Raw genomic sequence first — 24,177 nt, forward strand, 5'->3', positions numbered from 1 at the left:
GCGGGAACGGCGATAGTCGGCGTCGAGCCCGCGGTCCCGTGCGGAGGCGACTCGCCGTCGACGTTCCCGTCCCGAGAGGTTCAAGTGTCCGCGATTGCCGAAGACCCGACGATCACGCGGACCACCGCCGAGGACCGCGTGACCGTCCGCGACCGTCGCCTGCGGATCGTCCGCTGGATCGCCGTCGGGGTCTGGGCGTTCGTGATCGTCTACCGCACCGCGACCGAGGGCTTCGCGTTCAACCGCGAACTGCTGCTGGTCTACATCGCCACCGGACTGGTCGTCGCCAGCATCGGCCGGGGCCGGCGGATGCTCTACGTGATCCGGGACTGGCTGCCCTTCGCGCTGGTGCTGATCGCGTACGACCTGAGCCGCGGCGCGGCGACGCTGATCGGCAGGCCGACGCTGTGGCACTGGCAGGCCGACCTCGACCGTTGGCTGTTCGCCGGGACCATGCCGACGGTGTGGCTGCAGGAGCAGCTCAAGATGCCGCAGGCGCCGTGGTGGGAAGTGGTGATCAGCACCGTCTACATGTCGTTCTTCATCCTCCCGTACGTGGTCGCCGCGGTGCTGTGGCTGCGCAATCGCGAGGAGTGGAAGGCGTTCGTCAAGCTGTTCGTCGGGCTGTCGTTCGCGGCGCTCGTCGTCTACGCGCTGGTGCCCGCCGCGCCGCCGTGGGCCGCCGCGCGGTGCACCGCCGGCGACGTCGAAGGCGGCCCGTCCGGACCGCGCTGCATGTTCCGGTCGGCGCGGGGCGTGCCGGACGGCGGCATCCTCGGCGGCATGCAGACCACGCAGGACGGCGCGAACGGCTGGATCGAGCGGATCGTCACGCGCGGCTGGGGCAACCTCAACCTGCACTCTGCCGGCGCGCTGATCGACCAGGGGCAGGCCAGCGTCAACCTGGTCGCCGCCATTCCCTCGCTGCACGCCGGGATGTCCGCCGCGATCGCCGCGTTCCTGTGGCACCGGATCAACTCGGCGTGGCGCCCGCTGCTCGTCGCCTACGTGCTGATCATGGCGTTCACGCTGGTGTACACCGCCGAGCACTACGTGATCGACATCCTGCTGGGGTGGGCGTTCGCCGCGGTGGTGATGGTCGCGATCAATCGGTTCGACGCCTGGCGCAGCCGCCGGTCACGCGCCGGTGAGATAGACCTTGCGGAGCGTCTCGGTGACGGTCCAGACGGTGCGGGCGCCCGCCGCGAGCCGGACGACGTCGCCGGCGCGCAGCCGAAGGCCGGGAGTGTCGTCGTCGAACGCCACGGTCGCTGACCCGGACAGCACGACGAAGACCTCCTCGGCCTCGACGTCGCTCATCGTGCCGGGCGTCATCTCCCACACGCCGACCTCGACGCCACCGATCTCGGTCAGCGTGGTCGCCGCGGTCGTCGGTGCGCCCGCGAGCGACTGGTCCGGCGGGACCGCCTCGTGCTCGAGGTCCATCGACGCGGCGCTGACGGCGGTGTTGGCGTGCACGGCGCCAGTATGACGCCGGACGACCGGTATTACGCATCTTGTGCGGTTGTCGAGAAAATGTAACAGTGGGCCCATGGCCGATACCCACGTCGTCACCAATCAGGTCCCCCTGCTGGAGGACTACAACCCCGCCACGTCCGTCGTCCTCACCGAAGCGCTGATCCGCGAGGGCGGCGAGTGGGGGCTCGACGAGGTCACCGAACTCGGCGCGCTGGCCGGCAGCCGCCGGGCGCAGCGCTGGGGCGAGTTGGCCGATCGCAACCGCCCCGTGCTGCGCACCCACGACCGCTACGGCCATCGCGTCGACGAGGTCGAGTACGACCCGGCGTACCACGAACTGATGACCGTCGCGGTGGGCCACGGCCTGCACGCGGCGCCCTGGGCCGACGACCGTCCGGGCGCCCACGTGGTTCGCGCCGCGAAGACCTCGGTGTGGACGCCCGAGCCGGGCCACGTCTGCCCGATCTCGATGACCTACGCCGTCGTGCCCGCGCTGCGCGCCAACCCCGAGTTGGCCGCCCAGTACGAGCCGCTGCTCACCAGCCGCGTGTACGACCCGGAGCTGAAGGTGCCCACCACCAAGGCGGGGCTCACCGCGGGCATGTCGATGACCGAGAAGCAGGGCGGCTCCGACGTCCGTGCCGGCACCACCGAGGCGATGCCCAACGGCGACGGGACGTACTCGCTGCGCGGCCACAAGTGGTTCACCTCGGCGCCGATGTGCGACGTGTTCCTGGTGCTGGCGCAGGCTTCTGGGGGGCTGTCGTGCTTCTTCCTGCCGCGGGTGCTGCCGGACGGCACGCGGAACCGGATGTTCCTGCAGCGCCTCAAGGACAAGCTCGGCAACCACGCCAACGCCTCCAGCGAGGTCGAGTACGACGGCGCGACGGCGTGGCTCGTCGGCGAGGAGGGCCGCGGCGTCGCCACCATCATCGAGATGGTCAACCTGACCCGGCTGGACTGCACGCTCGGCAGTGCCACCAGCATGCGCACCGGCCTCGCGCGTGCCATCCATCACGCGCAGCACCGAAAGGCGTTCGGCGCGTACCTGATCGACCAGCCGCTGATGCGCAACGTGCTCGCCGATCTCGCCATCGAGGCGGAGGCGGCGACCATGCTCGCGATGCGGATGGCCGGCGCCACCGACCACGCGGTGCGCGGCGACGAGCGCGAGACGCTGCTGCGGCGCATCGGGCTGGCCGCCGCGAAGTACTGGGTGTGCAAGCGTGCGACGCCGCACGCAGCCGAGGCGATGGAGTGCCTGGGCGGCAACGGCTACGTCGAGGAGTCCGGCATGCCGCGGCTGTACCGCGAGGCACCGCTGATGGGCATCTGGGAGGGATCGGGCAACGTCAGCGCGCTGGATGCGTTGCGCGCCATGGCAACTCGTCCGGAGTGCATCGAGGTGCTGTTCGACGAGCTGGGCCGGACCGCCGGCCACGACCCGCGGCTCGACGCGCACGTCGGGGCACTGCGGCCGCAGCTCGACGATCTGGAGACCATCCAGTACCGCGGCCGCAAGATCGCCGAGGACATCTCGCTGGCGCTGCAGGGATCGCTGCTGGTGCGCCACGGCCACCCGGCGGTCGCGGAGGCGTTCCTGGCCAGCCGGCTCGGCGGGCAGTGGGGCGGCGCGTTCGGCACGCTGCCGACCGGGCTCGACCTGTCGCCGATCATCGAGCGTGCGTTGGTCAAGGGGTGAGGCCCGCCGGCGAGCGTGCGTGGACTCCCGTTTCTGACCGGCGTGTCGCCCGCAGACACGCACGCTCGCGGGGGATGGTGGGCACCCCATGACGCACGCGATCAGACCCGTGGACTTCGACGACCTGAAGACGATGACCTACGAGGTCACCGACCGGGTCGCGCGGATCACGTTCAACCGGCCCGAGAAGGGCAACGCGATCGTCGCCGACACCCCGCTTGAGCTGTCGGCGCTCGTCGAACGCGCCGACCTCGACCCGCGGGTGCACGTCATCCTGATCTCCGGCCGCGGCGAGGGGTTCTGCGCCGGGTTCGACCTGTCGGCCTACGCCGAGGGATCGTCGTCGGCGGGCAACGGCAACCCCTACCGCGACACCGTCCTCTCCGGCCGCACGCAGGGCGTCAACCACCTGCCCGACCAGCCGTGGGACCCGATGATCGACTACCAGATGATGAGCCGCTTCGTCCGCGGCTTCGCCAGCCTGATGCACTGCGACAAGCCGACCGTCGTCAAGATCCACGGCTACTGCGTGGCCGGCGGCACCGACATCGCGCTGCACGCCGACCAGGTCATCACCTCGGCCGACGCGAAGATCGGCTACCCGCCGATGCGGGTGTGGGGCGTACCCGCCGCCGGGCTGTGGGCGCATCGCCTCGGCGACCAGCGTGCCAAACGGCTGCTGTTCACCGGTGACTGCATCTCCGGGGCCCAGGCCGCCGAGTGGGGACTCGCGGTGGAGGCGCCGGACGCCGCCGACCTCGACGAGCGCACCGAGCGACTGGTCGGCCGGATCGCCGCCATGCCCGTCAACCAGCTCATCATGGCCAAACTCGCGCTCAACACCGCGCTGACGCAGCAGGGCGTCGCGACCAGCCGGATGGTGAGCACGGTGTTCGACGGCGTCGCCCGGCACACGCCCGAGGGGCACGAATTCGTCGCGCAGGCACGCGAACACGGCTTCCGGCAAGCGGTGCGCAACCGCGACGAACCCTACGGCGACGCGGGCCGTCAGACCTCGGACGTGTAGCCGTGCCCGCCCGCCCGCAGCGGATGACGGCGCGCTCGGTGGTGCTGAGCGTGCTGCTGGGCGCCCACCCCGCGTGGGCCTCGGCGAGCGACCTGATCACCCTGACGAGCGACTTCGACATCCGCGAGTCGACGCTGCGGGTGGCGCTGACCCGGATGGTCGGGGCGGGCGACCTGGTCCGGTCCGCCGACGGCTACCGGCTGTCCGAGCGGCTGCTCGCCCGGCAGCGCAGGCAGGACGACGCCCTGGAACCGCGCACGCGGCCATGGGACGGCGAGTGGACGACGCTCGTGGTCACCGCCGTCGGCACCGACGCCCGCGCCCGTGCGGCACTACGTAACACGCTGCAGCAGAAAAGGTTCGGCGAGCTGCGCGAGGGCGTGTGGATGCGGCCCGCGAACCTCGACGTCGACCTGGACGGTCCGCTGCGCACGCGGGTGCGCGCGCTCGCCGCCCGCGACGCCGACCCGGCCGACCTCGCCGGACGGCTCTGGGACCTCCCCGGCTGGGCGCGCACCGGCAGCCGGCTGCTCGACGAGATGGCCCGCGCCACTGCGGTTCCCGGCCGCTTCACCACCGCGGCGGCGATGGTCCGCCACATCCTCACCGACCCGGTCCTGCCCGACGAGCTGCTGCCCGAGGACTGGCCGGGCGCCGCGCTGCGGTCGGCCTATCACGACTTCGCCGCCGAACTGGTGGCCCGACGAGACGACACCCAACTGATGGAGACGACGTGAGCGAACAGACTGGCAGGGGTGGCGTGCGGGTCGAGCGCACCGGCGCGGTGACGACGGTGATCATGAACCGGCCCGACGCCCGCAACGCCGTGAACGGTCCGGCCGCCGCCGAGCTGTTCGCCGCCTTCGAGGAGTTCGACCGCGACGACTCGGCGGCGGTGGCCGTGCTGTGGGGCGACAACGGAACCTTCTGCGCGGGAGCAGATCTCAAGGCCTTCGGCACGCCCGACATGAACCCGGCGCACCGCACCGGACCCGGGCCGATGGGGCCGACGCGGATGGTGCTGTCGAAGCCGGTCATCGCGGCCGTCAGCGGCTACGCCGTCGCCGGCGGGCTGGAACTCGCGGTGTGGGCCGACCTGCGGGTGGTCGAGGAGGACGCCGTGTTCGGCGTGTTCTGCCGCCGCTGGGGCGTGCCGCTGATCGACGGCGGCACCGTCCGACTGCCCCGCCTGATCGGGCACAGCCGCGCGATGGACCTGATCCTCACCGGCCGCGCCGTCGACGCGCAGGAGGCCCTGGCGATCGGCCTGGCGAACAGGGTGGTGCCCACCGGCGATGCGCGTCGGGCCGCAGAGGCGCTCGCCGCGGAACTGGCCACGTCGCCGCAACTCTGCATGCGCGCCGACCGGCTGTCGATGATGGGGCAGTGGGGGATGCCGGAGGCCGACGCCATCGACGCCGAGTTCGCGAGCCTGTCGCGGGTGTCGTCGGAGTCGCTGGCGGGTGCGCGCCGATTCTCCGACGGTGCCGGCCGGCACGGCGGGACGGCCTGACCGCGCGCCGAAACTGCTGTGGGATCGCCATTCCGGCCGCCGGCGCGATCTGACAGCAGGCTCGGCGGAAACCAGCGGCGAAGCTAGCCCTTCGAGATCTTGTTGCCCGACCCGGTGTCGTTGACCTTGGGGGCGCCGTCGCGGTAGGTGACGGTGTTGTTCAGCCCGACGACGCTGAGGCTGTCGCCGACGCTCTCGAGGGTCACCTTGTTGTCGGCGCCGCCGATGTTCACGCTCGCGCACGTGCCCTTGACGGTCAGGGTGTTGTTGGACCCGCCGACGTTGAGCGACTTGCCGTCCGCGCAGTCGATGTCGGCCGCGGTGCCGAACGACCCGTAGTTGATGGTGTTGCCGATCTCGACCTGCGCGCCCGACGAACCCGCGGTGGCGGAGGGGGAGTTCGTGTCGCTGCTGTTCGAACCGCACCCGGCGAGAGCCAGGGCGGCGATGCCGATCGCCGCAATCGAGATCCGGGATGGGGCTCGCATGTGTTCCCTCGCTTCGTCATCGGCGGCACGCCCACCGGGATGGCCAGCGTCGGTGCGACGCGAGGCCAGACTACGCGGGAACGCGGTCGATGCGGTTGGTCATGCCGAGTTCGCGTCCGCGGTCGATCACGGCGGGCGCACCCGTCCGGTAGTAGACGGTCTGATCGAACCCGTAGACGGTTATGTCGTTGACGACGTTCTCGGCGACGATCACGTTCGACGAGCCCTGAACCGCTATGCCCCAGCAGGATCCCTTGACGGTGATGTAGTTGCCGGTGCCCATGACGAACAGCGTGGAGTCGTTGCAGTCGAGCGTCTGGTTGATGCCCTGACCGGTGAGGTGGGTGTCGCCGTTCTTCGCCGCGGCCGTCGGCGCCCCGACGAGCAGCGCCACCGGGAGCAGTACCGCCAGTGACCCGCACAGCGTCCTGATCGTCATGTCGCACCCCTCGCCGTCCGCCGGAATCACCGCAGCCTACGTTGCCAGGCGCGGGTCGTGGCACCACTTCGCCGATTGGGGAACGCGGTTCGCCCCGCCCGACGCGTTCGCCCTGGGTAGCGTGAGCGCCGTGCACTGGCGGGTCCGGGCGAACGCCGGCTGCGGGGAGGCGGCGACCCGGACGACCGACGTCGCGGCACGGATCGCCGTCCTTGCGTCCGCCACCGTGCTGGCCGTCGCGGCGTGCTCGCCGACCGTCGACGGCGAGGCCCGGCGGGCCACCTCGGGCGCACCCGATCCCGACCGCGACTACGGCTACGTCGACGACCGCTGCGGGTTGCTGGCGGACGACACCGTCGAGGAGATGCTGGGCGCGGAGAGTCTGGTGCGGCCCTACAGCGGCGCGGTGTGCCAGTACGTGCTGGCCCGCCCGGACGGTCTCGTCGACGTCGTCTTCTCGTGGTTCGAGAGCGGCACCCTCGACCGCGAACGGGCACTGGCCACCGACCGCGGCGCCCGGATCACCGACGCCGACGTCGAGCGCCACCCCGCATTCACCGCGTTCACCGTCGACGGGTCGTCGGCCTGCTCGGCGACCGCCGCCGCGGGGACCGGCGTCGTGAGCTGGTGGGTGCAGTTCCGGCCCGGCGCCGGCGAGGACGCGTGCGGCACCGCGACCACCCTGCTGGCGGCGACGTTGTCGGCCGAACTGTGATCCGACTCCTCGCCGCGCTGAGCGTCTGCGCGGCCCTGGGCGCCTGCGGGACCGAGACGGCTCAGCGGACCGAGGCCATGCCCGCCGGGCCCGGCTACAGCGCCGCGGACTGCAACGGCGTCACCGACGGCGACGTCACCGCGGCGGCCGGCGCGACGCTGTTCACCCGCGTCGTCGACAGCGACGCCGGGTGCTTCTGGCAGGAGAACACCGCGATCGGCACGTTCGGCCTCGGCATGGGCATCTCCACCTGGTGGTACCGCGGCAGCGACCTGGACACCGAGCGCGACCTCGAACGCAGCGTCGGACGCGACCTGACCGAGGTGACCGTCGGCGCCAATCAAGGCTTCACCGCGTCCGACGAGAACGCCTGCAGCGTCTACGTGGCCAAGGGCGCCGACGTGGTCACCTGGTCGATCCAGACCGCGAACCCGGCGATCCTGCCCGACCTGTGCTCGATCACCGGACGACTGGCCCAGCTCAGCCAGGACCGGATGAACTGACCCCCGGCAGGGGAGAGGTTAGAGTCATTCGTCGACGCACCTGCGGAAAGCACGGCCGAGCGAAGGAAACGGGACACACATGGCAGCTCGCCCGGAGGCGGTCTCCGCGAGTGGCCGACCCAAGGCGCCGGCCCGCACGACCAAGCTGAGCCGCGACGCCATCGTCAACGCGGCACTGACGTTCCTGGATCGCGAGGGCTGGGACTCGCTGACGATCAACGCGCTCGCGACGCAGCTCGGCACCAAGGGGCCGTCGCTCTACAACCACGTCCAGAGCCTCGACGACCTGCGCAGAACCGTCCGGATGCGCGTGATCGGCGACATCATCGGCATGCTCAACACGGTCGGCGACGGGCGCACCCGCGACGACGCCGTGGTCAGCATGGCCAGCGCCTACCGCAGCTACGCCCACCACCATCCCGGCCGGTATTCGGCCTTCACCCGGATGCCACTCGGCGGCGACGACCCCGAGTACACCGCGGCCACCAGGGCCGCCGCCGGACCCGTCATCGCGGTGCTCGGGTCCTACGGTCTGGACGGCGAGAACGCGTTCTACTCTGCACTCGAGTTCTGGTCTGCGCTGCACGGTTTCGTGCTGCTGGAGATGACGGGCGTGATGGACGACATCGACACCGACGCCGTGTTCACCGACATGGTCCTGCGCCTGGCCGCGGGCATGGAACGCCGCTGACCCTCGCCGGCACCGGCGCGTTGCACCCGGCACGGTGCCGATCCGGCGTCATACTGGCATCGAACCCGGGCCATCGGCCCGGTGATGTCGCCGACTCCGCAGCCCGCCCGTCACCACCTGCGACGATGGCGCTTTGACCTGTGTAGCCGCGGGCAGGTATCGTGGTCCTTCGTGCCTGGCGTGCGCGCTTGCTGATCGAGAACACCTGCAAGTGCACCAACGAGCCGGGCCAATCCGCATGTCCACGATGCATCGGCAGGGCCGATGTCCGGGCGCGTGCGACACACCCGGTCGCGGGGTAAGCGAGCGGGCGAAAACCGCAGTACAGACGACTTAGCGACACCACAGCGACAGACAGAGCAACACAGAAAGCCGGTACATGCCAACCATCAACCAGCTGGTCCGCAAGGGCCGCCGCGACAAGATCGCCAAGGTCAAGACCGCGGCCCTCAAGGGCAGCCCGCAGCGCCGCGGTGTGTGCACTCGCGTGTACACCACCACTCCGAAGAAGCCGAACTCGGCACTTCGCAAGGTGGCGCGCGTCAAGCTGACCAGCGCGGTCGAGGTCACCGCCTACATCCCGGGTGAGGGTCACAACCTGCAGGAGCACTCGATGGTGCTGGTGCGTGGCGGTCGTGTGAAGGACCTCCCCGGCGTGCGGTACAAGATCATCCGCGGCTCGCTCGACACGCAGGGTGTCAAGGCCCGCAAGCAGGCGCGTAGCAAGTACGGCGCCAAGAAGGAGAAGAGCTAATGCCACGCAAGGGCCCCGCACCGAAGCGCCCGCTGGTCAACGACCCGGTCTACGGATCGCAGCTCGTCACCCAGCTGGTGAACAAGGTTCTGCTGGACGGGAAGAAATCGCTGGCCGAACGCATTGTCTATGGTGCGCTCGAACAGGCTCGCGAGAAGACCGGCACCGACCCCGTGGTGACGCTCAAGCGCGCCATGGACAACGTCAAGCCGGCCCTCGAGGTCCGCAGCCGTCGCGTCGGTGGTGCCACCTACCAGGTGCCCGTCGAGGTCCGTCCCGAGCGTTCGACCACCCTGGCCCTGCGCTGGTTGGTCGGTTTCTCCAAGCAGCGCCGCGAGAAGACGATGGTCGAGCGCCTGGCGAACGAACTCCTGGATGCCAGCAATGGCCTGGGTGCCGCCGTCAAGCGTCGCGAGGACGTCCACAAGATGGCCGAAGCGAACCGGGCCTTCGCGCACTACCGCTGGTGACCTAGTCGCCCGGCCGACGCCGAGCGCACCGCAACACCCGACGAGCAAGCGAAAGAGTGGGACTTAGCCGTGGCACAGGACGTGCTCACCGACCTCACCAAGGTCCGCAACATCGGCATCATGGCGCACATCGATGCCGGCAAGACGACGACGACCGAGCGAATCCTCTACTACACCGGTATCAGCTACAAGATCGGTGAGGTTCACGACGGCGCAGCGACGATGGACTGGATGGAGCAGGAGCAGGAGCGTGGCATCACCATCACCTCCGCTGCCACCACCTGCTTCTGGAATGGCAACCAGATCAACATCATCGACACCCCGGGACACGTCGACTTCACCGTCGAGGTGGAGCGGTCCCTGCGCGTCCTCGACGGCGCCGTAGCCGTCTTCGACGGCAAGGAGGGCGTCGAGCCCCAGTCCGAGCAGGTCTGGCGTCAGGCCGACAAGTACGACGTCCCGCGCATCTGCTTCGTCAACAAGATGGACAAGCTCGGCGCCGACTTCTACTTCTCGATCCAGACGATGAAGGACCGCCTCGGCGCGAACGTCATCCCGATCCAGCTGCCGATCGGCTCCGAGGGCGACTTCGAGGGCATCATCGACCTGGTCGAGATGAACGCGAAGGTGTGGCGCGGCGAGACCAAGCTCGGTGAGACCTACGAGACCATCGAGATCCCGGCCGACCTCCAGGAGAAGGCCGACGAGTACCGCAACAGCCTGCTCGAGGCCGTCGCCGAGACCGACGACGCCCTCATGGAGAAGTACTTCGGTGGCGAGGAACTCACGATCGACGAGATCAAGGGTGCCATCCGCAAGCTGACGGTCAGCTCCGAGGCGTATCCGGTGCTGTGTGGCAGCGCGTTCAAGAACAAGGGCGTGCAGCCCATGCTCGACGCCGTCATCGACTACCTCCCCACGCCGCTGGACGTCGCGGCCGCCGTCGGGCATGCGCCCGGCAAGGAGGACGTCGAGGTCGTCCGCAAGCCGAATACCGACGAGCCGTTCTCCGGCCTCGCGTTCAAGGTTGCGACGCACCCGTTCTTCGGCAAGCTCACCTACGTCCGCGTGTACTCGGGTCAGGTGGAGTCCGGCAGCCAGGTCATCAACGCGACCAAGGGCAAGAAGGAGCGTCTGGGCAAGCTGTTCCAGATGCACTCCAACAAGGAGAACCCGGTCGAGCGCGCGTCCGCCGGGCACATCTACGCCGTGATCGGTCTGAAGGACACCACCACCGGTGACACCCTCAGCGATCCGCAGCAGCAGGTCGTGCTCGAGTCGATGACCTTCCCCGATCCGGTGATCGAGGTGGCCATCGAGCCCAAGACGAAGAGCGACCAGGAGAAGCTGTCCCTGGCCATCCAGAAGCTCGCCGAAGAAGACCCGACGTTCAAGGTGCACCAGGACGACGAGACCGGCCAGACCGTCATCGGCGGCATGGGCGAGCTTCACCTCGACATCCTCGTGGACCGCATGCGTCGCGAGTTCAAGGTCGAGGCCAACGTCGGCAAGCCGCAGGTCGCCTACAAGGAGACCATCAAGCGCGCCGTCGAGAAGGTCGAGTTCACCCACAAGAAGCAGACGGGTGGCTCCGGCCAGTTCGCGAAGGTCCTCGTCAGCATCGAGCCGTTCTCCGGCGAGGATGGCGCGACCTACGAGTTCGAGAACAAGGTCACCGGTGGCCGCATCCCGCGCGAGTACATCCCGTCGGTGGATGCCGGTGCGCAGGACGCCATGCAGTACGGCGTGCTGGCCGGGTACCCCCTGGTCAACCTGAAGCTGACCCTGATCGACGGCGCGTACCACGACGTCGACTCCTCGGAGATGGCCTTCAAGATCGCCGGTTCGCAGGTCCTCAAGAAGGCGGCCGCCCAGGCGCAGCCCGTCATCCTGGAGCCGGTCATGGCCGTCGAGGTCACCACCCCGGAGGATTACATGGGTGAAGTGATCGGCGACCTGAACTCCCGCCGTGGTCAGATCCAGGCCATGGAGGAGCGCAGCGGTGCGCGCGTCGTCAAGGCGACGGTGCCGCTGTCCGAGATGTTCGGCTACGTCGGCGACCTCCGGTCGAAGACCCAGGGCCGGGCGAACTACTCCATGGTGTTCGCCTCGTACGCTGAAGTTCCGGCGAACGTGTCGAAGGAGATCATCGCGAAGGCGACGGGTCAGTAGCCCCGGCGGAGCTGCCGGCACCGAGCCGGTAGCGTCGCAGACCACACAACTGAACACATCAACACACCTGCTTAAGTAAAAGCACCAACAAGTCCAGGAGGACACCACAGTGGCGAAGGCGAAGTTCGAGCGGACGAAGCCGCACGTCAACATCGGGACCATCGGTCACGTTGACCACGGCAAGACGACGCTTACGGCAGCAATCACGAAGGTGCTGCACGACAAGTACCCCGATTTGAACGAGTCGCGCGCATTCGACCAGATCGACAATGCGCCCGAAGAGCGTGCGCGTGGTATCACGATCAACATCTCCCACGTGGAGTACCAGACCGACAAGCGCCACTACGCGCACGTCGACGCACCCGGCCACGCGGACTACATCAAGAACATGATCACCGGTGCCGCCCAGATGGACGGCGCAATCCTGGTGGTCGCCGCCACCGACGGCCCGATGCCGCAGACCCGCGAGCACGTGCTGCTGGCCCGCCAGGTCGGCGTGCCCTACATCCTGGTCGCGCTGAACAAGTCCGACATGGTCGACGACGAGGAGCTCCTCGAGCTCGTCGAGATGGAGGTCCGCGAACTGCTGGCCGCCCAGGAGTTCGACGAGGACGCCCCGGTCATCCAGGTGTCGGCGCTCAAGGCCCTCGAGGGCGATCCGAAGTGGGTCGAGTCCGTCGAGAAGCTCATGGAGGCCGTCGACGAGTCCATCCCGGACCCGGTGCGCGAGACCGACAAGCCGTTCCTGATGCCCGTCGAGGACGTCTTCACGATCACCGGCCGTGGCACCGTCGTCACCGGTCGCGTCGAGCGTGGCGTGATCAACGTGAACGAGGAAGTCGAGATCGTCGGCATCAAGCAGACGACCACCAAGACGACCGTCACCGGTGTCGAGATGTTCCGGAAGCTGCTCGACCAGGGTCAGGCCGGCGACAACGTCGGTCTGCTGGTCCGTGGCATCAAGCGCGAGGACGTCGAGCGCGGCCAGGTCGTCGTGAAGCCCGGCACCACGACGCCGCACACCGAGTTCGACGGCAGCGTCTACATCCTGTCGAAGGACGAGGGTGGCCGTCACACGCCGTTCTTCAACAACTACCGCCCGCAGTTCTACTTCCGTACGACGGACGTGACCGGCGTGGTGACCCTCCCCGAGGGCACCGAGATGGTGATGCCCGGTGACAACACCGACATCTCCGTCAAGCTGATCCAGCCCGTCGCCATGGACGAGGGCCTGCGCTTCGCGATCCGCGAGGGTGGCCGTACCGTCGGCGCCGGCCGCGTGACCAAGATCCACAAGTAAATTCGGATCTGACCAGTACCGCACGAGCGGCGCTCACCTTCGGGTGGGCGCCGCTTTTGCGTCGACCGGACCCGGTACGGGATACGCTGCGCGCACACCAACGCAGTGGAGAGGACGGCGTGAGCGAACCGGCTGAGGTCGACGGCGTGCGAGCGCGATTCACCGTCCGGGCGTTCTCCGACGTCGGGTTGCGGCGCCGCCGCAACGAGGACGCGGTCCTGGTGGGCGGCTGGTCGGCCCAGACCCACGACGGGTCGCTGGTGACCATGCACTTCACCCCCGCGCCGCCGTTCGTATGCGCCGTCGCCGATGGCATGGGCGGTCACGCGGGCGGCGACATCGCGAGCCGCGTTGCGCTGAACGTCATCTCGGCGAACCATCGCGAGTGGCGCACCGATGAGGACGTCTCGGACGCGCTGCAGGACGTCAACGACCAGGTGCGCGGCGTCGGCGAGGAGACCGAGCTACAGGGCCTCGGCACGACGGTCGCGGGCCTGTGCTTCCTCTCCGATGCGGTCGTCGCGTTCAACGTGGGGGACAGCCGCATCTACACGATCGTCGACGGCCAGCCGATCCAGCTGTCGGTCGACGACTCGGTGTTCGACACCAACGGCAGGCCCACCAACATCGTCACCCAGTCACTCGGTCAGCTGCTCCCGGTGCGACCGCACGTGGTGCACCTGCCGCTGCGCGACACCCGGTACCTGCTGTGCTCCGACGGCGTCAGCGGGTTCATGACCGACGACGAACTCCGCGACGCCGTGGCGTCCGACGACGTCGACGACTGGTGTCCCCGCATCATCGACACCGTGCGCGCCAACGGCGCCGACGACAACTTCACGTTCGTGATCGTTGACGTCGCCGCGGTGTAGACCCGGCCGATCTTGAGATCGGTAGCCGGTCGCGGGCGATAATCTCCCCTGACCGGACCGATGGAGGAGCGTGGGGCGATGGTGTGGCGATACGTGAAGGCGCAGCTGATGGTCCTGCTGTGCGGCGGACTGGTGGGCCCGATCTTCCTCGCGGTGTTCTTCGCGCTCGGATCACCCGACCTGCTGAAGTGGATGTTCTGGGTGGGTCTGCTCGTCACCGCGCTCGACGTGCTGGTCGCGATCGCGCTGGCCAGCTACGGCGCCAAGGCCGAGGCCAGGACCACGATGCTGGAGTCCAGCGGCGTGCTCGCGCTGGCACAGATCAGGGGCATCGCCGAGACCCACACCCGGATCAATGATCAGCCGCTGGTGAAGCTCGACCTGCACGTCGAGGGGCCCGGCCTGACGCCGTTCGACACGCAGGACTCGGTGCTCGCCTCGGTGACGCGGCTGCCGCTGATCACCGGACGCAAGCTCGTCCTGCTCGTCGACCCCACCACCAACTCCTACCAGATCGACTGGAACAGAAGCGCTCTGGTCAACGGCACGCTGCCGGCGCAGTTCACGCTCGCCGAGGACGGCCGCACCTACGACCTGTCCGGCCAGGCGGGTCCGCTGATGGAGATCATGAACATCCTGAAGTCGAACGGCGTGCCGATGGACGGCACGATCGACATCCGCTCCAATCCCGCGGTGCGCCAGCAGGTCATGAACGTCGTCCGCCGCGCCGCCGCCCAGCAGGTGCCGCCCGCCGCGCACATGGCGGCCCCGGCCCCGCAACCCACCCCGTCGCCGACCCCGTACGCCGCGCCGTCGATGTCGACGTCGCAGCGGTTGCAGGAACTCGAGACGCTGCGCGCGACCGGCGCGATCTCCGAGGCGGAGTACGGCGCGAAGCGTGAACAGATCATCGCCGACCTGTAGCGCCGGCCGATACTAGAACACGTTCCAGTTCGGCTGCTAGCCTGATCGCGAGCACGACGAAAGGACCGGCCATGGCGGCAGGAAGCGCACCCCTCGAGGGACGCGTGGCATTCATCACCGGCGCCGCACGCGGGCAGGGACGGTCGCACGCGGTCCGCCTCGCGCGGGAGGGCGCCGACATCATCGCGATCGACGTCTGCGCCCCCGTCTCGGACACCGTCACCTACCCGCACGCCACGTCGGCGGACCTCGCGGAGACCGTCAGCCTCGTCGAGGCCGAAGGGCGCAAGGTGCTCGCCCGGGAGGTCGACATCCGCGACCTCGCTGCGCAGCAGAAGGTGGTCGCCGACGGCATCGAGCAGTTCGGCCGGCTGGACATCGTCGTCGCCAACGCCGGAATCCTCAGCTGGGGCCGGATGTTCGAGATGTCCGAGGAGCAGTGGGACGCCGTCATCGACGTCAACCTCAACGGGACGTGGCGCACCATCCGCGCGGCCGTCCCCGCGATGATCGAGGCCGACAACGGCGGCTCGATCATCATCGTCAGCTCGTCGGCGGGCACCAAGGCGACCCCCGGCAACGGCCACTACTCGGCGTCCAAGCACGGCCTCGTCGCGATCACCAACGCGCTGGCAATCGAGGTGGGGGAGTACGGGATCCGGGTGAACTCCATCCATCCGTACTCGATCGGCACCCCGATGGTGGAGCCGGAGGCCATGATGGAGGTCTTCACCAAGTACCCGCAGTTCCTGCACAGCTTCTCGCCGATGCCCTACCAGCCGAAGAACCACGACGGCAAGAAGGGCCTGCAGGAGTTCATGACGCCCGAAGAAGTGTCGGACGTCGTGTCGTGGCTGGCCGGCGACGGCTCGATGACCATCTCCGGATCCCAGATCGCGATCGACCGCGGGACCGCGAAGTACTAGTCAGCTGGGCAGCACCAGCACCGGCACCGGACTGTGCCGGACGATCTTGGTGCCCTTCGAGCCGAGGAACACCCGGGCGATCGGCCCCTGCGGGGACGTGCCGAGCGCCAGCACCTCGCCGTCGAGCCACTCGGCGGCGTCGAGCGCCTGATCCCAGCCGTTGCCGGTGACCACCCGGAGGTCGACGTCGGCACCCACGACGCCGCTGGTCCGCAACTCCGCCAACGCATCCCGGGCCTGCGCGGCCCAGGACTCCAGCAGCAGATCCTCGGCGTGGAAGCCCGCGGCGGGCGGATACATCGTGCGGCCGCGGACCGCGAACGTGACCACCCGCAGCGGCACGCCGAGTTCCGCGGCGAAGGCGGCCACGCGTTCCACGACGTGCCGGGACTCCGGGGTCCCCGGATAGGCGCACGTGACCCGGGTGAGCCCGTGCGACTTCGACCCGCGGTAGCCGCGTGGGCTGATCGCCAACGGGACCGGCGACGAGTGCAGCAGCCGATCGGCCGTCGAGCCGATCACCACCTGCCCCAGGCTGCCGTCGGAGGCCGAGCCGAGTACCAGTGCCTGGGCGTCGAGTTCGCGGACGGCGTCCACCAGACCGCCCGACGCCGAGCGGTGCGCGTACTTGTGGAAGCCGACGTCGAGCATGGGGTCTAGTGCTTCGATGCACTCTCGGGCCTGGGCCGCCGAGTCCGCGGCCAGCCGGTCGGCGTACTGCGCGTACTCGGCGTCGACGCGGGCCGGTGACGGCGTGGTCCACGGCTTCGGCACGACCGTCACCACCGCGAGCGAAGCGTTCAACGTTCGCGCGGCCTCCACGCCCAGGTTCAGCGCCGAGACGCCGCCCTTGCCGGCCAGGTAGCCGACGACGACGGTCACGGCTCGTCGCCCTTCGGCGTGATGATCTGGACGTCGTCGAGGCCGGGGGCGGCGCTGTCGATGGTGCCGTCACCGCCGTCGTTGAGCGCGCTGTGGTGTCTGCCCCAGAGCACGTAGAAGACCAGGGCCACCGCGACCCACGCGCCGAACGCCAGCCAGGTGTACCAGTGCAGGAAGTACAGGATGTAGAGGCACGCCAGCACGGAGAGGACGGGGGTGACGGGGTAACCCGGAACCTTGAAGCCGCGTGGCAGATCGGGCTCGCGGACCCGCAGGATGATCACGCCGATCGACACCACGATGAACGCGGTGAGCGTGCCGATCGAGACCATGTCGATGAGGTAGTCCAGCGGGACGAAACCGGCGAGCAGGGCCACGATCACCGACACGATGATCGTGTTGTTGACCGGAGTCATGGTGCGCGGGTTGACCTTCGCGAAGATCGACGGCAGGAGACCGTCGCGACCCATCGCGAACAGGATGCGGGTCTGCCCGTAGAGGGTGACCAGGGTGACCGAGAAGATGGAGATCACGGCGCCCGCGGCGAGGACCGTGCCGAAGTAGTTCGCCCCGGTCACCGCGTCGAGGATGAGGGCGAGTCCGGCGTCCTGCCCTTCGAACAGCTCCCACTTCTGCGCGCCCAGTGCGGCGATCGAGACCAGGACGTAGAACGCGGTAACGGTCAGCAGGGCGGCGATCAGGGCGCGCGGCATGGTCTTCTGCGGGTCCTTCACCTCGTCGCCCGCCGTCGAGACCGCATCGAGGCCGATGTAGGAGAAGAAGATCACGCCCGCCGCGGCGCTGACCCCGGCGGCGCCGAACGGTGCGAAGTTGGCGAAGTTGTCGGCGTTGAAGGCCGTGACCGCCACGGCGATGAACATCGCCAGCACGCCGAGCTTGATGATGACCATCACCGTGTTGACCGCCGCCGATTCGCTGGCGCCGCGGATCAGCAGCAGCGCGCACAGACCCACCAGCACCATGGCGGGCAGGTTGACGATCCCGGGTGTCTCGTCCCACGGCGCGGCGATGACGGCCTGCGGGAGCTGCACGTGAAACAGGTTGTCCAGCAACACGTTGAGGTACGAACTCCAGCCGACGGCGACCGCCGCGGTGGACACGCCGTACTCCAGTAGGAGGCAGGCCGCGACGCCCATCGCGACGAACTCGCCGAGCGTCGTGTACGCGTAGGAGTAGGTGGAGCCCGAAACCGGTACCGCCGAGGCCATCTCCGCGTAGCAGATGGCGGCCAGGCCCGCTGCGAGGCCCGCGATCAGGAACGAGAGCACGGTCGCCGGGCCCGCCTCGGGCACCGCGTCGGCCAGGACGAAGAAGATGCCCGTGCCGACCGTGGCGCCGACGCCGAACATCGTCAGCTGGAAGGTGCCGATCGTGCGCTTCAGGCCCGCGGACGCGCCGTGGGCCACCGCGGCGCCGACGATCGGCCTCCGCCGCAGGAACTGCTCCCTGATGGGGATCGTCGGTGTTGGCATGGTGCCTCCCGTGAAGCGTTCCGTCGGTGCGGTAGAGGTGAAACCTAACGCGATTCCGCCAAGACGGCAGCGAATCGATTCACCGCCCAGTCGACCTCCTGCTCGGTGATCACGATCGGGGGCGCGAAGCGCAGCGTGGAACCGTGGGTGTCCTTGACGAGGACACCGTGGGCGGCGAGCCGCAGGCTGACCTCCTTGCCGGTGCCGATGGCCGGGTCGACGTCGACGCCCGCCCACAGGCCCAGGCCGCGCACCTCGAGGACGCCGTGACCCACCAGTGCCCGCAGCCCGCGGTGCAGGCGGTCGCCGAGTTCGGTTGCGCGCAGCTGATATTCGCCACGCTCGAGCATCGCGACCACCGTGCTGCCGATCGCCGCCGCCAACGGGTTGCCGCCGAACGTCGAGCCGTGCTCACCGGGGTGCAGGACGCCCAGTACGTCGCGATCGGCGACCACCGCCGACAGTGGCACCACGCCGCCGCCCAGGGCCTTGCCGAGCAGGTACACGTCGGGCACCACGCCCCAGTGGTCGCACGCGAAGGTACGCCCGGTGCGGGCCAGGCCGGACTGGATCTCGTCGGCGATCATCAGGACGCGGAACTCGGTGCACAGTGCGCGCACCCGCGGCAGGAAGTCGTCCGGCGGCACGACGATGCCCGCCTCGCCCTGGATGGGTTCGAGGAGTACGGCGACCGTGTGGTCGTCGATCGCGGCGGCGAGCGCGTCGGCGTCCCCGAACGGCACCGATCGGAAGCCCGGCGTGTACGGGCCGAAGCCGCGGCGGGCGGTCTCGTCGTCGGAGAAGCTGATGATGGTGGTCGTGCGGCCGTGAAAGTTGTTCCGGGCCACGACGATGTTGCCCATCCCCGCGGGTACGCCCTTGACGTCGGTGCCCCACTTGCGGGCCACCTTGAGTGCGCTCTCGACGGCTTCGGCGCCGCTGTTCATCGGCAGCACCACCTCCTTGCCGCACAGCCGGGCCAGCGCCGAGCAGAACGGTCCGAGCCGATCGGAGTGGAAGGCCCGGCTGACGAGCGTGACGGCGTCGAGCTGCGCGTGCGCGGCAGCGGTCACCTCCGGGTTGCGGTGGCCGAAGTTGACCGCGGAGTACGCGGCGAGGCAGTCAAGGTAGCGGCGGCCCTCCACGTCGGTGATCCACGCGCCCTCGGCGGACTCGGCCACCACCGGCAGCGGCGAGTAGTTGTGGGCGGCGTGGCGGTCGTCGAGGGCGATGAGCGCCGCGGTGGCGGGCCCGGGCTCGAGGCCGGGCCCCGACGGTGCGACGGTGTCGAAAGTGGTCACGGGTACACCTCCAGCGTGCAGCACTTGACGGATCCGCCGCCCTTGAAGAGTTCGGAGAGGTCGACGCCGATCGGCTCGAAGCCGGCGTCGGCCAGTTGCTCGGCGAACCCGGTGGCGGCCCGGGGGAGCACCACGTGCAGGCCGTCGGACACCACGTTGAGGCCCAGCACGTAGGCGTCGGCGCTCGCGACCTCGATGGCGTCGGGGAACGCCGTGCGGATGTGGCGCCTCGCCTCCGCGCTGAACGCGGGCGGGTAGTAGGCAATCGTCGAGTCGTCGAGCACCGCGAGCGCGGTGTCGAGGTGGTAGAAGCGCGGGTCGACCAGTTCGAGGCCGATCACGGGCATGCCGACCGCGGCGGCGACCTCGTCGTGCGCGGCCGGGTCGGTGCGAAAGCCGTGACCCGCCAACACCATCGAGCCGACCACCAGCAGGTCGCCCTGCCCCTCGTTGACGTGCCGCGTCCGCACGGGGGCGTAGCCGCGGTCGACCATCCACGCGTCGTAGGCGTCGGCCTCGCCGGCGCGCTGCGGGTAGGCGAAGCGGGCCACGACCGCCGTACCGCCGACGATGAGGCCGCCGTTCGCGGCGTAGACCATGTCGGGCAGCCCCTCGACCGGCTCGACGAGGTCGACGGTGTGTCCCAGCGACTCGTAGGTCCGGCGCAGGACGTCCCACTGGCGTACGGCCAGAGCGGCGTCCACCGGCGTCGAGGTGTCCATCCACGGGTTGATCGCGTAGTCGACGGCGAAGTGGACCGGCGCCGTCATCGCGTAGTGGCGCAGGCGCGCGGTGCGGGTCCGCACCGGAGATGCGGCGACATCGGAGATCGTCATGTCAGGAACGGTATGGTGCGGCGCCGACGCAATCAATCACCACTCATTGCGCGTCGACGGGCACTCCGTTGCGCGAGAGCTATGCTTGCGGTGATTCATTGCGCCGAGACGGGAGAAGTGCCGAATGGACCGGTTGGACGAGACCGACGAGGCCATCCTGGCCGCCCTGACGCAGCACGCCCGCGCCACCTTCGCCGAAATCGGCGAGCGGGTGAACCTGTCCGCACCCGCGGTGAAACGGCGCGTCGACCGGATGCTCGACAGCGGCGTCATCCGGGGCTTCACCACCGTGGTCGACCGCAACGCGATCGGCTGGGGGACCGAGGCCTACGTGCAGGTGTACTGCCACGGCACCATCGCGCCGGCCGAACTGCGCCGCGCCTGGGTCGACATCCCCGAGGTGGTCAGCGCCGCCACCGTGACCGGCACCTCGGACGCGATCCTGCACGTTCTGGCCCGCGACATGCGTCACCTCGAGGAGGCGCTGGAACGCATCCGTGCCAGCGCCGACATCGAACGCAGCGAGAGCATCGTGGTGCTGTCCAACATCATCGAGCGGGCCCGATCCTGAGCGGTCCGACGCGGGGTACCGCTTGACGGTGAGGGCCGATCGTGTAAGAAAGCCCACGTGGGTAACAGTGGAGGCATCGTCATCGTCGGCGGCGGTCTGGCCGCGGCGCGGACCGCGGAACAACTGCGTCGCGCGGAGTACGCGGGCCCCATCACGCTCGTCAGCGACGAGGAGCACCTGCCCTACGACCGGCCGCCGCTGTCCAAGGAGGTGCTGCGCGCCGAGACCGACGACGTGACGCTCAAGCCCGCCGAGTTCTACGCCGAGAACGACATCACCCTGCGCCTCGGCTCAGGAGCGACGGCCCTGGACACCGCCGCGCAGACCGTGACGCTCGCGAGCGGCGACGTCGTCGACTACGAGGAACTCGTCATCGCCACCGGCCTGACGCCCAAGCGCATCCCGTCGCTGCCGGACCTCACGGGCATCTTCGTCCTGCGCACCCTCGACGAGAGCCTGGCGTTGCGCGCGCACGCCGGATCCATCACGCGTGCGGTGATCATCGGCGCGGGGTTCATCGGCTGCGAGGTGGCCGCGAGCCTGCGCAAGCTGGGCGCTGAGGTGACGATCGTCGAGCCCCAGCCGGCGCCGCTGGCATCGGTGCTCGGCACCCAGATCGGCGACCTGGTGGCCCGCCTGCACCGCGCCGAGGGCGTCGACGTGCGGTGCGGCATCGGGGTCGCCGGCGTCACCGGCACCGATCGCGTCGAGAAGGTGCAGCTGAACGACGGCACCGAACTCGACGCCGACGCCGTGGTCGTGGGCATCGGCTCCCGGCCGTCCACCGACTGGCTCGAGGGCAGCGGCGTCGAGATCGACAACGGCGTGGTCTGCGACGTGCACGGCCGCACCTCGGCCCCCAACGTCTGGGCCATCGGTGACGTCGCGTCCTGGCAGGACGCCTCGGGACATCAGGTGCGCGTGGAGCATTGGAGCAACGTCGCCGAACAGGCCCGCGTGATCGTGCCCGCGATGCTGGGCGGCGACGCCCCCGACGTCGTGGTGGTGCCGTACTTCTGGAGCGACCAGTTCGACGTCAAGATCCAGTGCCTCGGCGAACCCGAGGCCGACGACGTGGTCCACGTCGTCGAGGACGACGGCCGCAAGTTCCTGGCCTACTACGAGCGTGACGGCGCCGTGGTGGGCGTCGTCGGCGGCGGCATGCCCGGCAAGGTGATGAAGGCCCGCGCCAAGATCGCCAAGGGCGCGCCGATCGCCGACGTGCTGCCCGCCTAGCGCGATTCGTGCACCGGTAGCCGCGCTCACCGCGGTTGCGGGTGCACGAATCGCTAGAACGCGCCGAGGTAGAAGCGCGACCCCTGGTCGTCGGTGCACAGCGCCGACGTGCCGTAGGACTGCCGTGACGGTTCCTCGACCACGGTGCCGCCCGCGGCACGGACGCGTTCCACCGCCGCCTCGACGTCGTCGACCGTCCACATCGGCACCGTGACGCCGCGGTCGAAGCCGCCCGCCACGCCGGCCATCGGATGCGTGCCCTCGATCTCCCAGCCGTCGTCGACGCGGCCCGGCTGGAACGACCAGTTCAGCGTGCGCGCGTAGAACTCGCGGAACGACGCCGAATCCGGCACCTGGTAGGTGAGGTACGAGACCTCGCCCGGCCCAGCGCCGTTGAGTGCGGGACGCGGTGTGCCCGGCGTCGGACGGAACACCGCGAAGGGCGCGCCGGAGGGGTCCGTCGCGTCCAGCACGGTGCCGAAGTCGAACTCGAGGGTCCGGCCGGTCCGGCCGCCGGCGTCCTCGATCGACCGGCGTGCGCCGTCGAGATCGGCGACGGCGTAGCAGCACAGCATCGTCGGGGCGCCAGGCACGGAGAACAGTCCGATCCGCCCGGTGGTGTTCGTGACCTCGTGGGTGGCCGGGTCGACGGCCCATCCGAGGACGTGGGCGTAGAAGGCGGCGGCGCGATCGGCGTCCGGCGTCCACACGGACACGAAGCCCACGTCGCCGTGCTGGATCGGGACGACCGCACCGGTCAGCGGTCCGCTGAGCATCCAGCGGTGACCGAACGGGTCGACCACGGTCGCGGTGCGTGAGCCGTGCGCCTCGTACGGTTCGCGCTCCACCGTGGCGCCCCACTCGCCGGCGCGTCGCACCGCTGCGTCGGCGTCGGGCACCGCGAGCATCAGGCTCACCGAGACGCCCCGTGGCGCAGGCGCTCTGAGTCCGAATTCGGGGTATTCGTCGGCCAGGTAGAACACCCCGCCGGACAGTGCCAGTTCGGCGTGACCGATCCGGCCGTCGTCCATCGTGACCGGCTCGCCGATCAGGATGGCGCCCAACGCGTCGACGTACCAGTCGATGGCGGCGCGGGCATCGGCCACGGCGAGGTAGGGCAGCATCGCGGCCCGCGGGACGGTCGGGTCGTCCGGGGCGATCAGTTCCTTCAGCGCGGTGTCGGTTCCGCTCATGTCGACGTCTCCTGTTCGATCGGGTAGGGACAGAGCCGATTCCAGCCGCGTGCGCAGGCGCGCGGCGAAGTCGGGGTCGGGGTGGACCGGGAGGTCGCGGCCGTGCAGCACGGTCAGCGGGTCGTGTCCGTCGAGCATCACGCCCCTCCTTCCGGGTATTCGTTCCTGAACGCGCGCCGTGCCCGCACCAGCAGTGCCTCGGTGGCGTGCACCGTGCGGCCGATCAGCTCGGCGCACTCCGGCACCGAGCGGTCGTCCATGTACCGCAGCGCCAGCACGGTGCGGTGGTGCTCGGGCAGGCGCGCGAGCACGCTCTCGGCGACGATCCGGTCGAGTTCGGCATCCCACTCGTCGCCGGGGACGGGTTCGGGCAGTTCGGCGACCGGGACGGTGAACCGGTCGCTGCGCCGCCGGTAGTGGTCGGCCAGCTTGTGGCGGGCGACGCCGATCAGCCACGGCACGGTGATCGTCGGCGGGCTGGCCTTCCGTGCGGCGTCCATTGCCGCGAGGAACGTCTCCGAGGTGAGGTCCTCGGCCGTGGAGCGATCGGCGCAGCGCCGCACGAAGTAGCCGTACACCGATGGCAATGCCTCGTCGTACAGCGCCAGCAGGTCCCGCGGGGCGCCGGTACGCCCCGCCGCGGACTCCGATTCGCCGCTCACACCCTCATCGTCGCCGTTCGGAGGTGAA

At 69.5% G+C, this 24,177-nt stretch carries 25 protein-coding genes and 1 pseudogene; 17 read left to right on the forward strand and 9 right to left on the reverse strand.

The window, feature by feature from the left end; genetic code table 11:
• Positions 1–93 precede the first annotated feature (93 nt).
• Positions 94–1,275: a phosphatase PAP2 family protein gene (locus AC1MEY_RS00310; RefSeq protein WP_480231720.1), complete on the forward strand. Its 1,182-nt coding sequence runs from the start codon at positions 94–96 to the stop codon at positions 1,273–1,275.
• Here AC1MEY_RS00310 and AC1MEY_RS00315 read toward each other — a convergent pair.
• Positions 1,213–1,554, reverse strand: a pseudogene (locus AC1MEY_RS00315) (cupin domain-containing protein); the annotation flags it as partial. The gene AC1MEY_RS00310 and the pseudogene AC1MEY_RS00315 sit on opposite strands and share 63 nt — an antisense overlap.
• On the opposite strand from AC1MEY_RS00315, the gene AC1MEY_RS00320 reads away from it, so the two are divergent.
• The 4 genes from AC1MEY_RS00320 (at position 1,553) to AC1MEY_RS00335 (ending at position 5,721) form a co-directional block, all read left to right on the forward strand.
• The gene (locus tag AC1MEY_RS00320) at positions 1,553–3,181 is read left to right on the forward strand and encodes an acyl-CoA dehydrogenase family protein (protein ID WP_480228788.1); all 1,629 of its coding nucleotides are present in this window, start codon (positions 1,553–1,555) and stop codon (positions 3,179–3,181) included. The pseudogene AC1MEY_RS00315 and the gene AC1MEY_RS00320 sit on opposite strands and share 2 nt — an antisense overlap.
• An 88-nt stretch (positions 3,182–3,269) precedes the next feature.
• The gene (locus tag AC1MEY_RS00325) at positions 3,270–4,208 is read left to right on the forward strand and encodes a crotonase/enoyl-CoA hydratase family protein (RefSeq protein ID WP_480228789.1); all 939 of its coding nucleotides are present in this window, start codon (positions 3,270–3,272) and stop codon (positions 4,206–4,208) included.
• Between the two features lie 23 nt (positions 4,209–4,231).
• On the forward strand, positions 4,232–4,945 hold the full coding sequence (locus AC1MEY_RS00330) for a PaaX family transcriptional regulator C-terminal domain-containing protein (protein ID WP_480231721.1): 714 nt from the start codon (positions 4,232–4,234) through the stop codon (positions 4,943–4,945).
• Between the two features lie 62 nt (positions 4,946–5,007).
• A complete protein-coding gene (locus AC1MEY_RS00335) occupies positions 5,008–5,721 on the forward strand; it encodes a crotonase/enoyl-CoA hydratase family protein (RefSeq protein ID WP_480231722.1) in 714 nt (237 codons plus the stop codon).
• Positions 5,722–5,804: 83 nt separating this feature from the next.
• On the opposite strand, the gene AC1MEY_RS00340 is transcribed toward AC1MEY_RS00335, so the two are convergent.
• On the reverse strand, positions 5,805–6,209 hold the full coding sequence (locus tag AC1MEY_RS00340) for a DUF3060 domain-containing protein (protein WP_480228790.1): 405 nt from the start codon (positions 6,207–6,209) through the stop codon (positions 5,805–5,807).
• A 70-nt stretch (positions 6,210–6,279) separates the two neighbouring features.
• The gene (locus AC1MEY_RS00345; RefSeq protein ID WP_480228791.1) at positions 6,280–6,648 is read right to left on the reverse strand and encodes a DUF3060 domain-containing protein; all 369 of its coding nucleotides are present in this window, start codon (positions 6,646–6,648) and stop codon (positions 6,280–6,282) included.
• A gap of 202 nt (positions 6,649–6,850) precedes the next feature.
• On the opposite strand from AC1MEY_RS00345, the gene AC1MEY_RS00350 reads away from it, so the two are divergent.
• From AC1MEY_RS00350 to AC1MEY_RS00395, 10 genes are all read left to right on the forward strand, one after another.
• Positions 6,851–7,363: a DUF3558 domain-containing protein gene (locus AC1MEY_RS00350; RefSeq protein WP_480231723.1), complete on the forward strand. Its 513-nt coding sequence runs from the start codon at positions 6,851–6,853 to the stop codon at positions 7,361–7,363.
• On the forward strand, positions 7,360–7,866 hold the full coding sequence (locus tag AC1MEY_RS00355) for a DUF3558 family protein (protein WP_480228792.1): 507 nt from the start codon (positions 7,360–7,362) through the stop codon (positions 7,864–7,866). Before AC1MEY_RS00350 ends, AC1MEY_RS00355 begins: the two co-directional genes overlap by 4 nt.
• Before the next feature lie 79 nt (positions 7,867–7,945).
• Positions 7,946–8,557: a TetR/AcrR family transcriptional regulator gene (locus AC1MEY_RS00360; protein WP_480228793.1), complete on the forward strand. Its 612-nt coding sequence runs from the start codon at positions 7,946–7,948 to the stop codon at positions 8,555–8,557.
• A gap of 379 nt (positions 8,558–8,936) precedes the next feature.
• Positions 8,937–9,311 (forward strand): 30S ribosomal protein S12, encoded by a 375-nt coding sequence (rpsL, locus tag AC1MEY_RS00365; protein ID WP_480228794.1) that lies wholly within the window; start codon positions 8,937–8,939, stop codon positions 9,309–9,311.
• Positions 9,311–9,781 (forward strand): 30S ribosomal protein S7, encoded by a 471-nt coding sequence (gene rpsG / locus AC1MEY_RS00370; RefSeq protein WP_048630016.1) that lies wholly within the window; start codon positions 9,311–9,313, stop codon positions 9,779–9,781. Before rpsL ends, rpsG begins: the two co-directional genes overlap by 1 nt.
• Before the next feature lie 69 nt (positions 9,782–9,850).
• Entirely contained in the window at positions 9,851–11,953 is a 2,103-nt protein-coding gene (fusA, locus tag AC1MEY_RS00375; RefSeq protein WP_163797070.1) for an elongation factor G, read from the forward strand.
• Between the two features lie 109 nt (positions 11,954–12,062).
• Positions 12,063–13,253 (forward strand): elongation factor Tu, encoded by a 1,191-nt coding sequence (gene tuf / locus AC1MEY_RS00380; RefSeq protein WP_480228795.1) that lies wholly within the window; start codon positions 12,063–12,065, stop codon positions 13,251–13,253.
• A gap of 119 nt (positions 13,254–13,372) precedes the next feature.
• Positions 13,373–14,125, forward strand: coding sequence for a PP2C family protein-serine/threonine phosphatase (locus tag AC1MEY_RS00385; protein ID WP_480228796.1), 753 nt, complete (start codon positions 13,373–13,375; stop codon positions 14,123–14,125).
• Positions 14,126–14,203: 78 nt separating this feature from the next.
• Positions 14,204–15,049, forward strand: coding sequence for an SHOCT domain-containing protein (locus AC1MEY_RS00390; RefSeq protein ID WP_480228797.1), 846 nt, complete (start codon positions 14,204–14,206; stop codon positions 15,047–15,049).
• Positions 15,050–15,120: 71 nt separating this feature from the next.
• On the forward strand, positions 15,121–15,975 hold the full coding sequence (locus AC1MEY_RS00395; protein ID WP_480228798.1) for a mycofactocin-coupled SDR family oxidoreductase: 855 nt from the start codon (positions 15,121–15,123) through the stop codon (positions 15,973–15,975).
• Here AC1MEY_RS00395 and AC1MEY_RS00400 read toward each other — a convergent pair whose 3' ends face one another.
• From AC1MEY_RS00400 to ddaH, 4 genes are read right to left on the reverse strand one after another with little or no spacing between them, the layout of a single operon-like run.
• Complete coding sequence (locus AC1MEY_RS00400) at positions 15,976–16,857, reverse strand: universal stress protein (protein WP_480228799.1); 882 nt, start codon at positions 16,855–16,857, stop codon at positions 15,976–15,978.
• Positions 16,854–18,350, reverse strand: coding sequence for an amino acid permease (locus tag AC1MEY_RS00405; RefSeq protein WP_480228800.1), 1,497 nt, complete (start codon positions 18,348–18,350; stop codon positions 16,854–16,856). The genes AC1MEY_RS00400 and AC1MEY_RS00405 overlap by 4 nt, the downstream gene beginning before the upstream one ends.
• Positions 18,351–18,394: 44 nt before the next feature.
• The gene (gene rocD / locus AC1MEY_RS00410) at positions 18,395–19,651 is read right to left on the reverse strand and encodes an ornithine--oxo-acid transaminase (RefSeq protein ID WP_480228801.1); all 1,257 of its coding nucleotides are present in this window, start codon (positions 19,649–19,651) and stop codon (positions 18,395–18,397) included.
• Complete coding sequence (gene ddaH, locus AC1MEY_RS00415) at positions 19,648–20,487, reverse strand: dimethylargininase (RefSeq protein ID WP_480228802.1); 840 nt, start codon at positions 20,485–20,487, stop codon at positions 19,648–19,650. The genes rocD and ddaH overlap by 4 nt, the downstream gene beginning before the upstream one ends.
• Positions 20,488–20,611: 124 nt before the next feature.
• Here ddaH and AC1MEY_RS00420 point away from each other — a divergent pair, with 124 nt between their 5' ends.
• The gene (locus AC1MEY_RS00420; RefSeq protein ID WP_480228803.1) at positions 20,612–21,058 is read left to right on the forward strand and encodes an Rv2324 family transcriptional regulator; all 447 of its coding nucleotides are present in this window, start codon (positions 20,612–20,614) and stop codon (positions 21,056–21,058) included.
• A 57-nt stretch (positions 21,059–21,115) separates the two neighbouring features.
• Positions 21,116–22,294, forward strand: a complete 1,179-nt coding sequence (locus AC1MEY_RS00425) for an NAD(P)/FAD-dependent oxidoreductase (protein WP_480228804.1) — start codon at positions 21,116–21,118, stop codon at positions 22,292–22,294.
• A gap of 53 nt (positions 22,295–22,347) precedes the next feature.
• Here the strand turns inward: AC1MEY_RS00425 and AC1MEY_RS00430 are convergent, their stop codons facing one another.
• Positions 22,348–23,625 carry a VOC family protein gene (locus AC1MEY_RS00430; RefSeq protein WP_480228805.1) on the reverse strand — a complete coding sequence of 426 codons (1,278 nt, stop codon included), beginning with the start codon at positions 23,623–23,625 and terminating at the stop codon, positions 22,348–22,350.
• Positions 23,625–24,149 (reverse strand): RNA polymerase sigma factor, encoded by a 525-nt coding sequence (locus AC1MEY_RS00435; RefSeq protein ID WP_480228806.1) that lies wholly within the window; start codon positions 24,147–24,149, stop codon positions 23,625–23,627. The genes AC1MEY_RS00430 and AC1MEY_RS00435 overlap by 1 nt, the downstream gene beginning before the upstream one ends.
• Between the last annotated feature and the right edge of the window lie 28 nt (positions 24,150–24,177).

The organism is Mycobacterium sp. PTI7 (genome assembly GCF_056679845.1).

Bases quoted from the DNA above. Each gene is read 5' to 3' on its own strand.
- rpsG (WP_048630016.1), top strand. From the start codon at position 9,311: ATGCCACGCAAGGGCCCCGCACCGAAGCGCCCGCTGGTCAACGACCCG.
- AC1MEY_RS00390 (WP_480228797.1), top strand. From the start codon at position 14,204: ATGGTGTGGCGATACGTGAAGGCGCAGCTGATGGTCCTGCTGTGCGGC.
- AC1MEY_RS00345 (WP_480228791.1), bottom strand. From the start codon at position 6,648: ATGACGATCAGGACGCTGTGCGGGTCACTGGCGGTACTGCTCCCGGTG.
- ddaH (WP_480228802.1), bottom strand. From the start codon at position 20,487: ATGACGATCTCCGATGTCGCCGCATCTCCGGTGCGGACCCGCACCGCG.
- AC1MEY_RS00335 (WP_480231722.1), top strand. From the start codon at position 5,008: ATGAACCGGCCCGACGCCCGCAACGCCGTGAACGGTCCGGCCGCCGCC.
- AC1MEY_RS00395 (WP_480228798.1), top strand. From the start codon at position 15,121: ATGGCGGCAGGAAGCGCACCCCTCGAGGGACGCGTGGCATTCATCACC.
- AC1MEY_RS00405 (WP_480228800.1), bottom strand. From the start codon at position 18,350: ATGCCAACACCGACGATCCCCATCAGGGAGCAGTTCCTGCGGCGGAGG.
- AC1MEY_RS00420 (WP_480228803.1), top strand. From the start codon at position 20,612: ATGGACCGGTTGGACGAGACCGACGAGGCCATCCTGGCCGCCCTGACG.
- rpsL (WP_480228794.1), top strand. From the start codon at position 8,937: ATGCCAACCATCAACCAGCTGGTCCGCAAGGGCCGCCGCGACAAGATC.
- AC1MEY_RS00340 (WP_480228790.1), bottom strand. From the start codon at position 6,209: ATGCGAGCCCCATCCCGGATCTCGATTGCGGCGATCGGCATCGCCGCC.
- AC1MEY_RS00330 (WP_480231721.1), top strand. From the start codon at position 4,232: ATGACGGCGCGCTCGGTGGTGCTGAGCGTGCTGCTGGGCGCCCACCCC.
- AC1MEY_RS00325 (WP_480228789.1), top strand. From the start codon at position 3,270: ATGACGCACGCGATCAGACCCGTGGACTTCGACGACCTGAAGACGATG.
- AC1MEY_RS00360 (WP_480228793.1), top strand. From the start codon at position 7,946: ATGGCAGCTCGCCCGGAGGCGGTCTCCGCGAGTGGCCGACCCAAGGCG.
- AC1MEY_RS00430 (WP_480228805.1), bottom strand. From the start codon at position 23,625: ATGCTCGACGGACACGACCCGCTGACCGTGCTGCACGGCCGCGACCTC.
- AC1MEY_RS00320 (WP_480228788.1), top strand. From the start codon at position 1,553: ATGGCCGATACCCACGTCGTCACCAATCAGGTCCCCCTGCTGGAGGAC.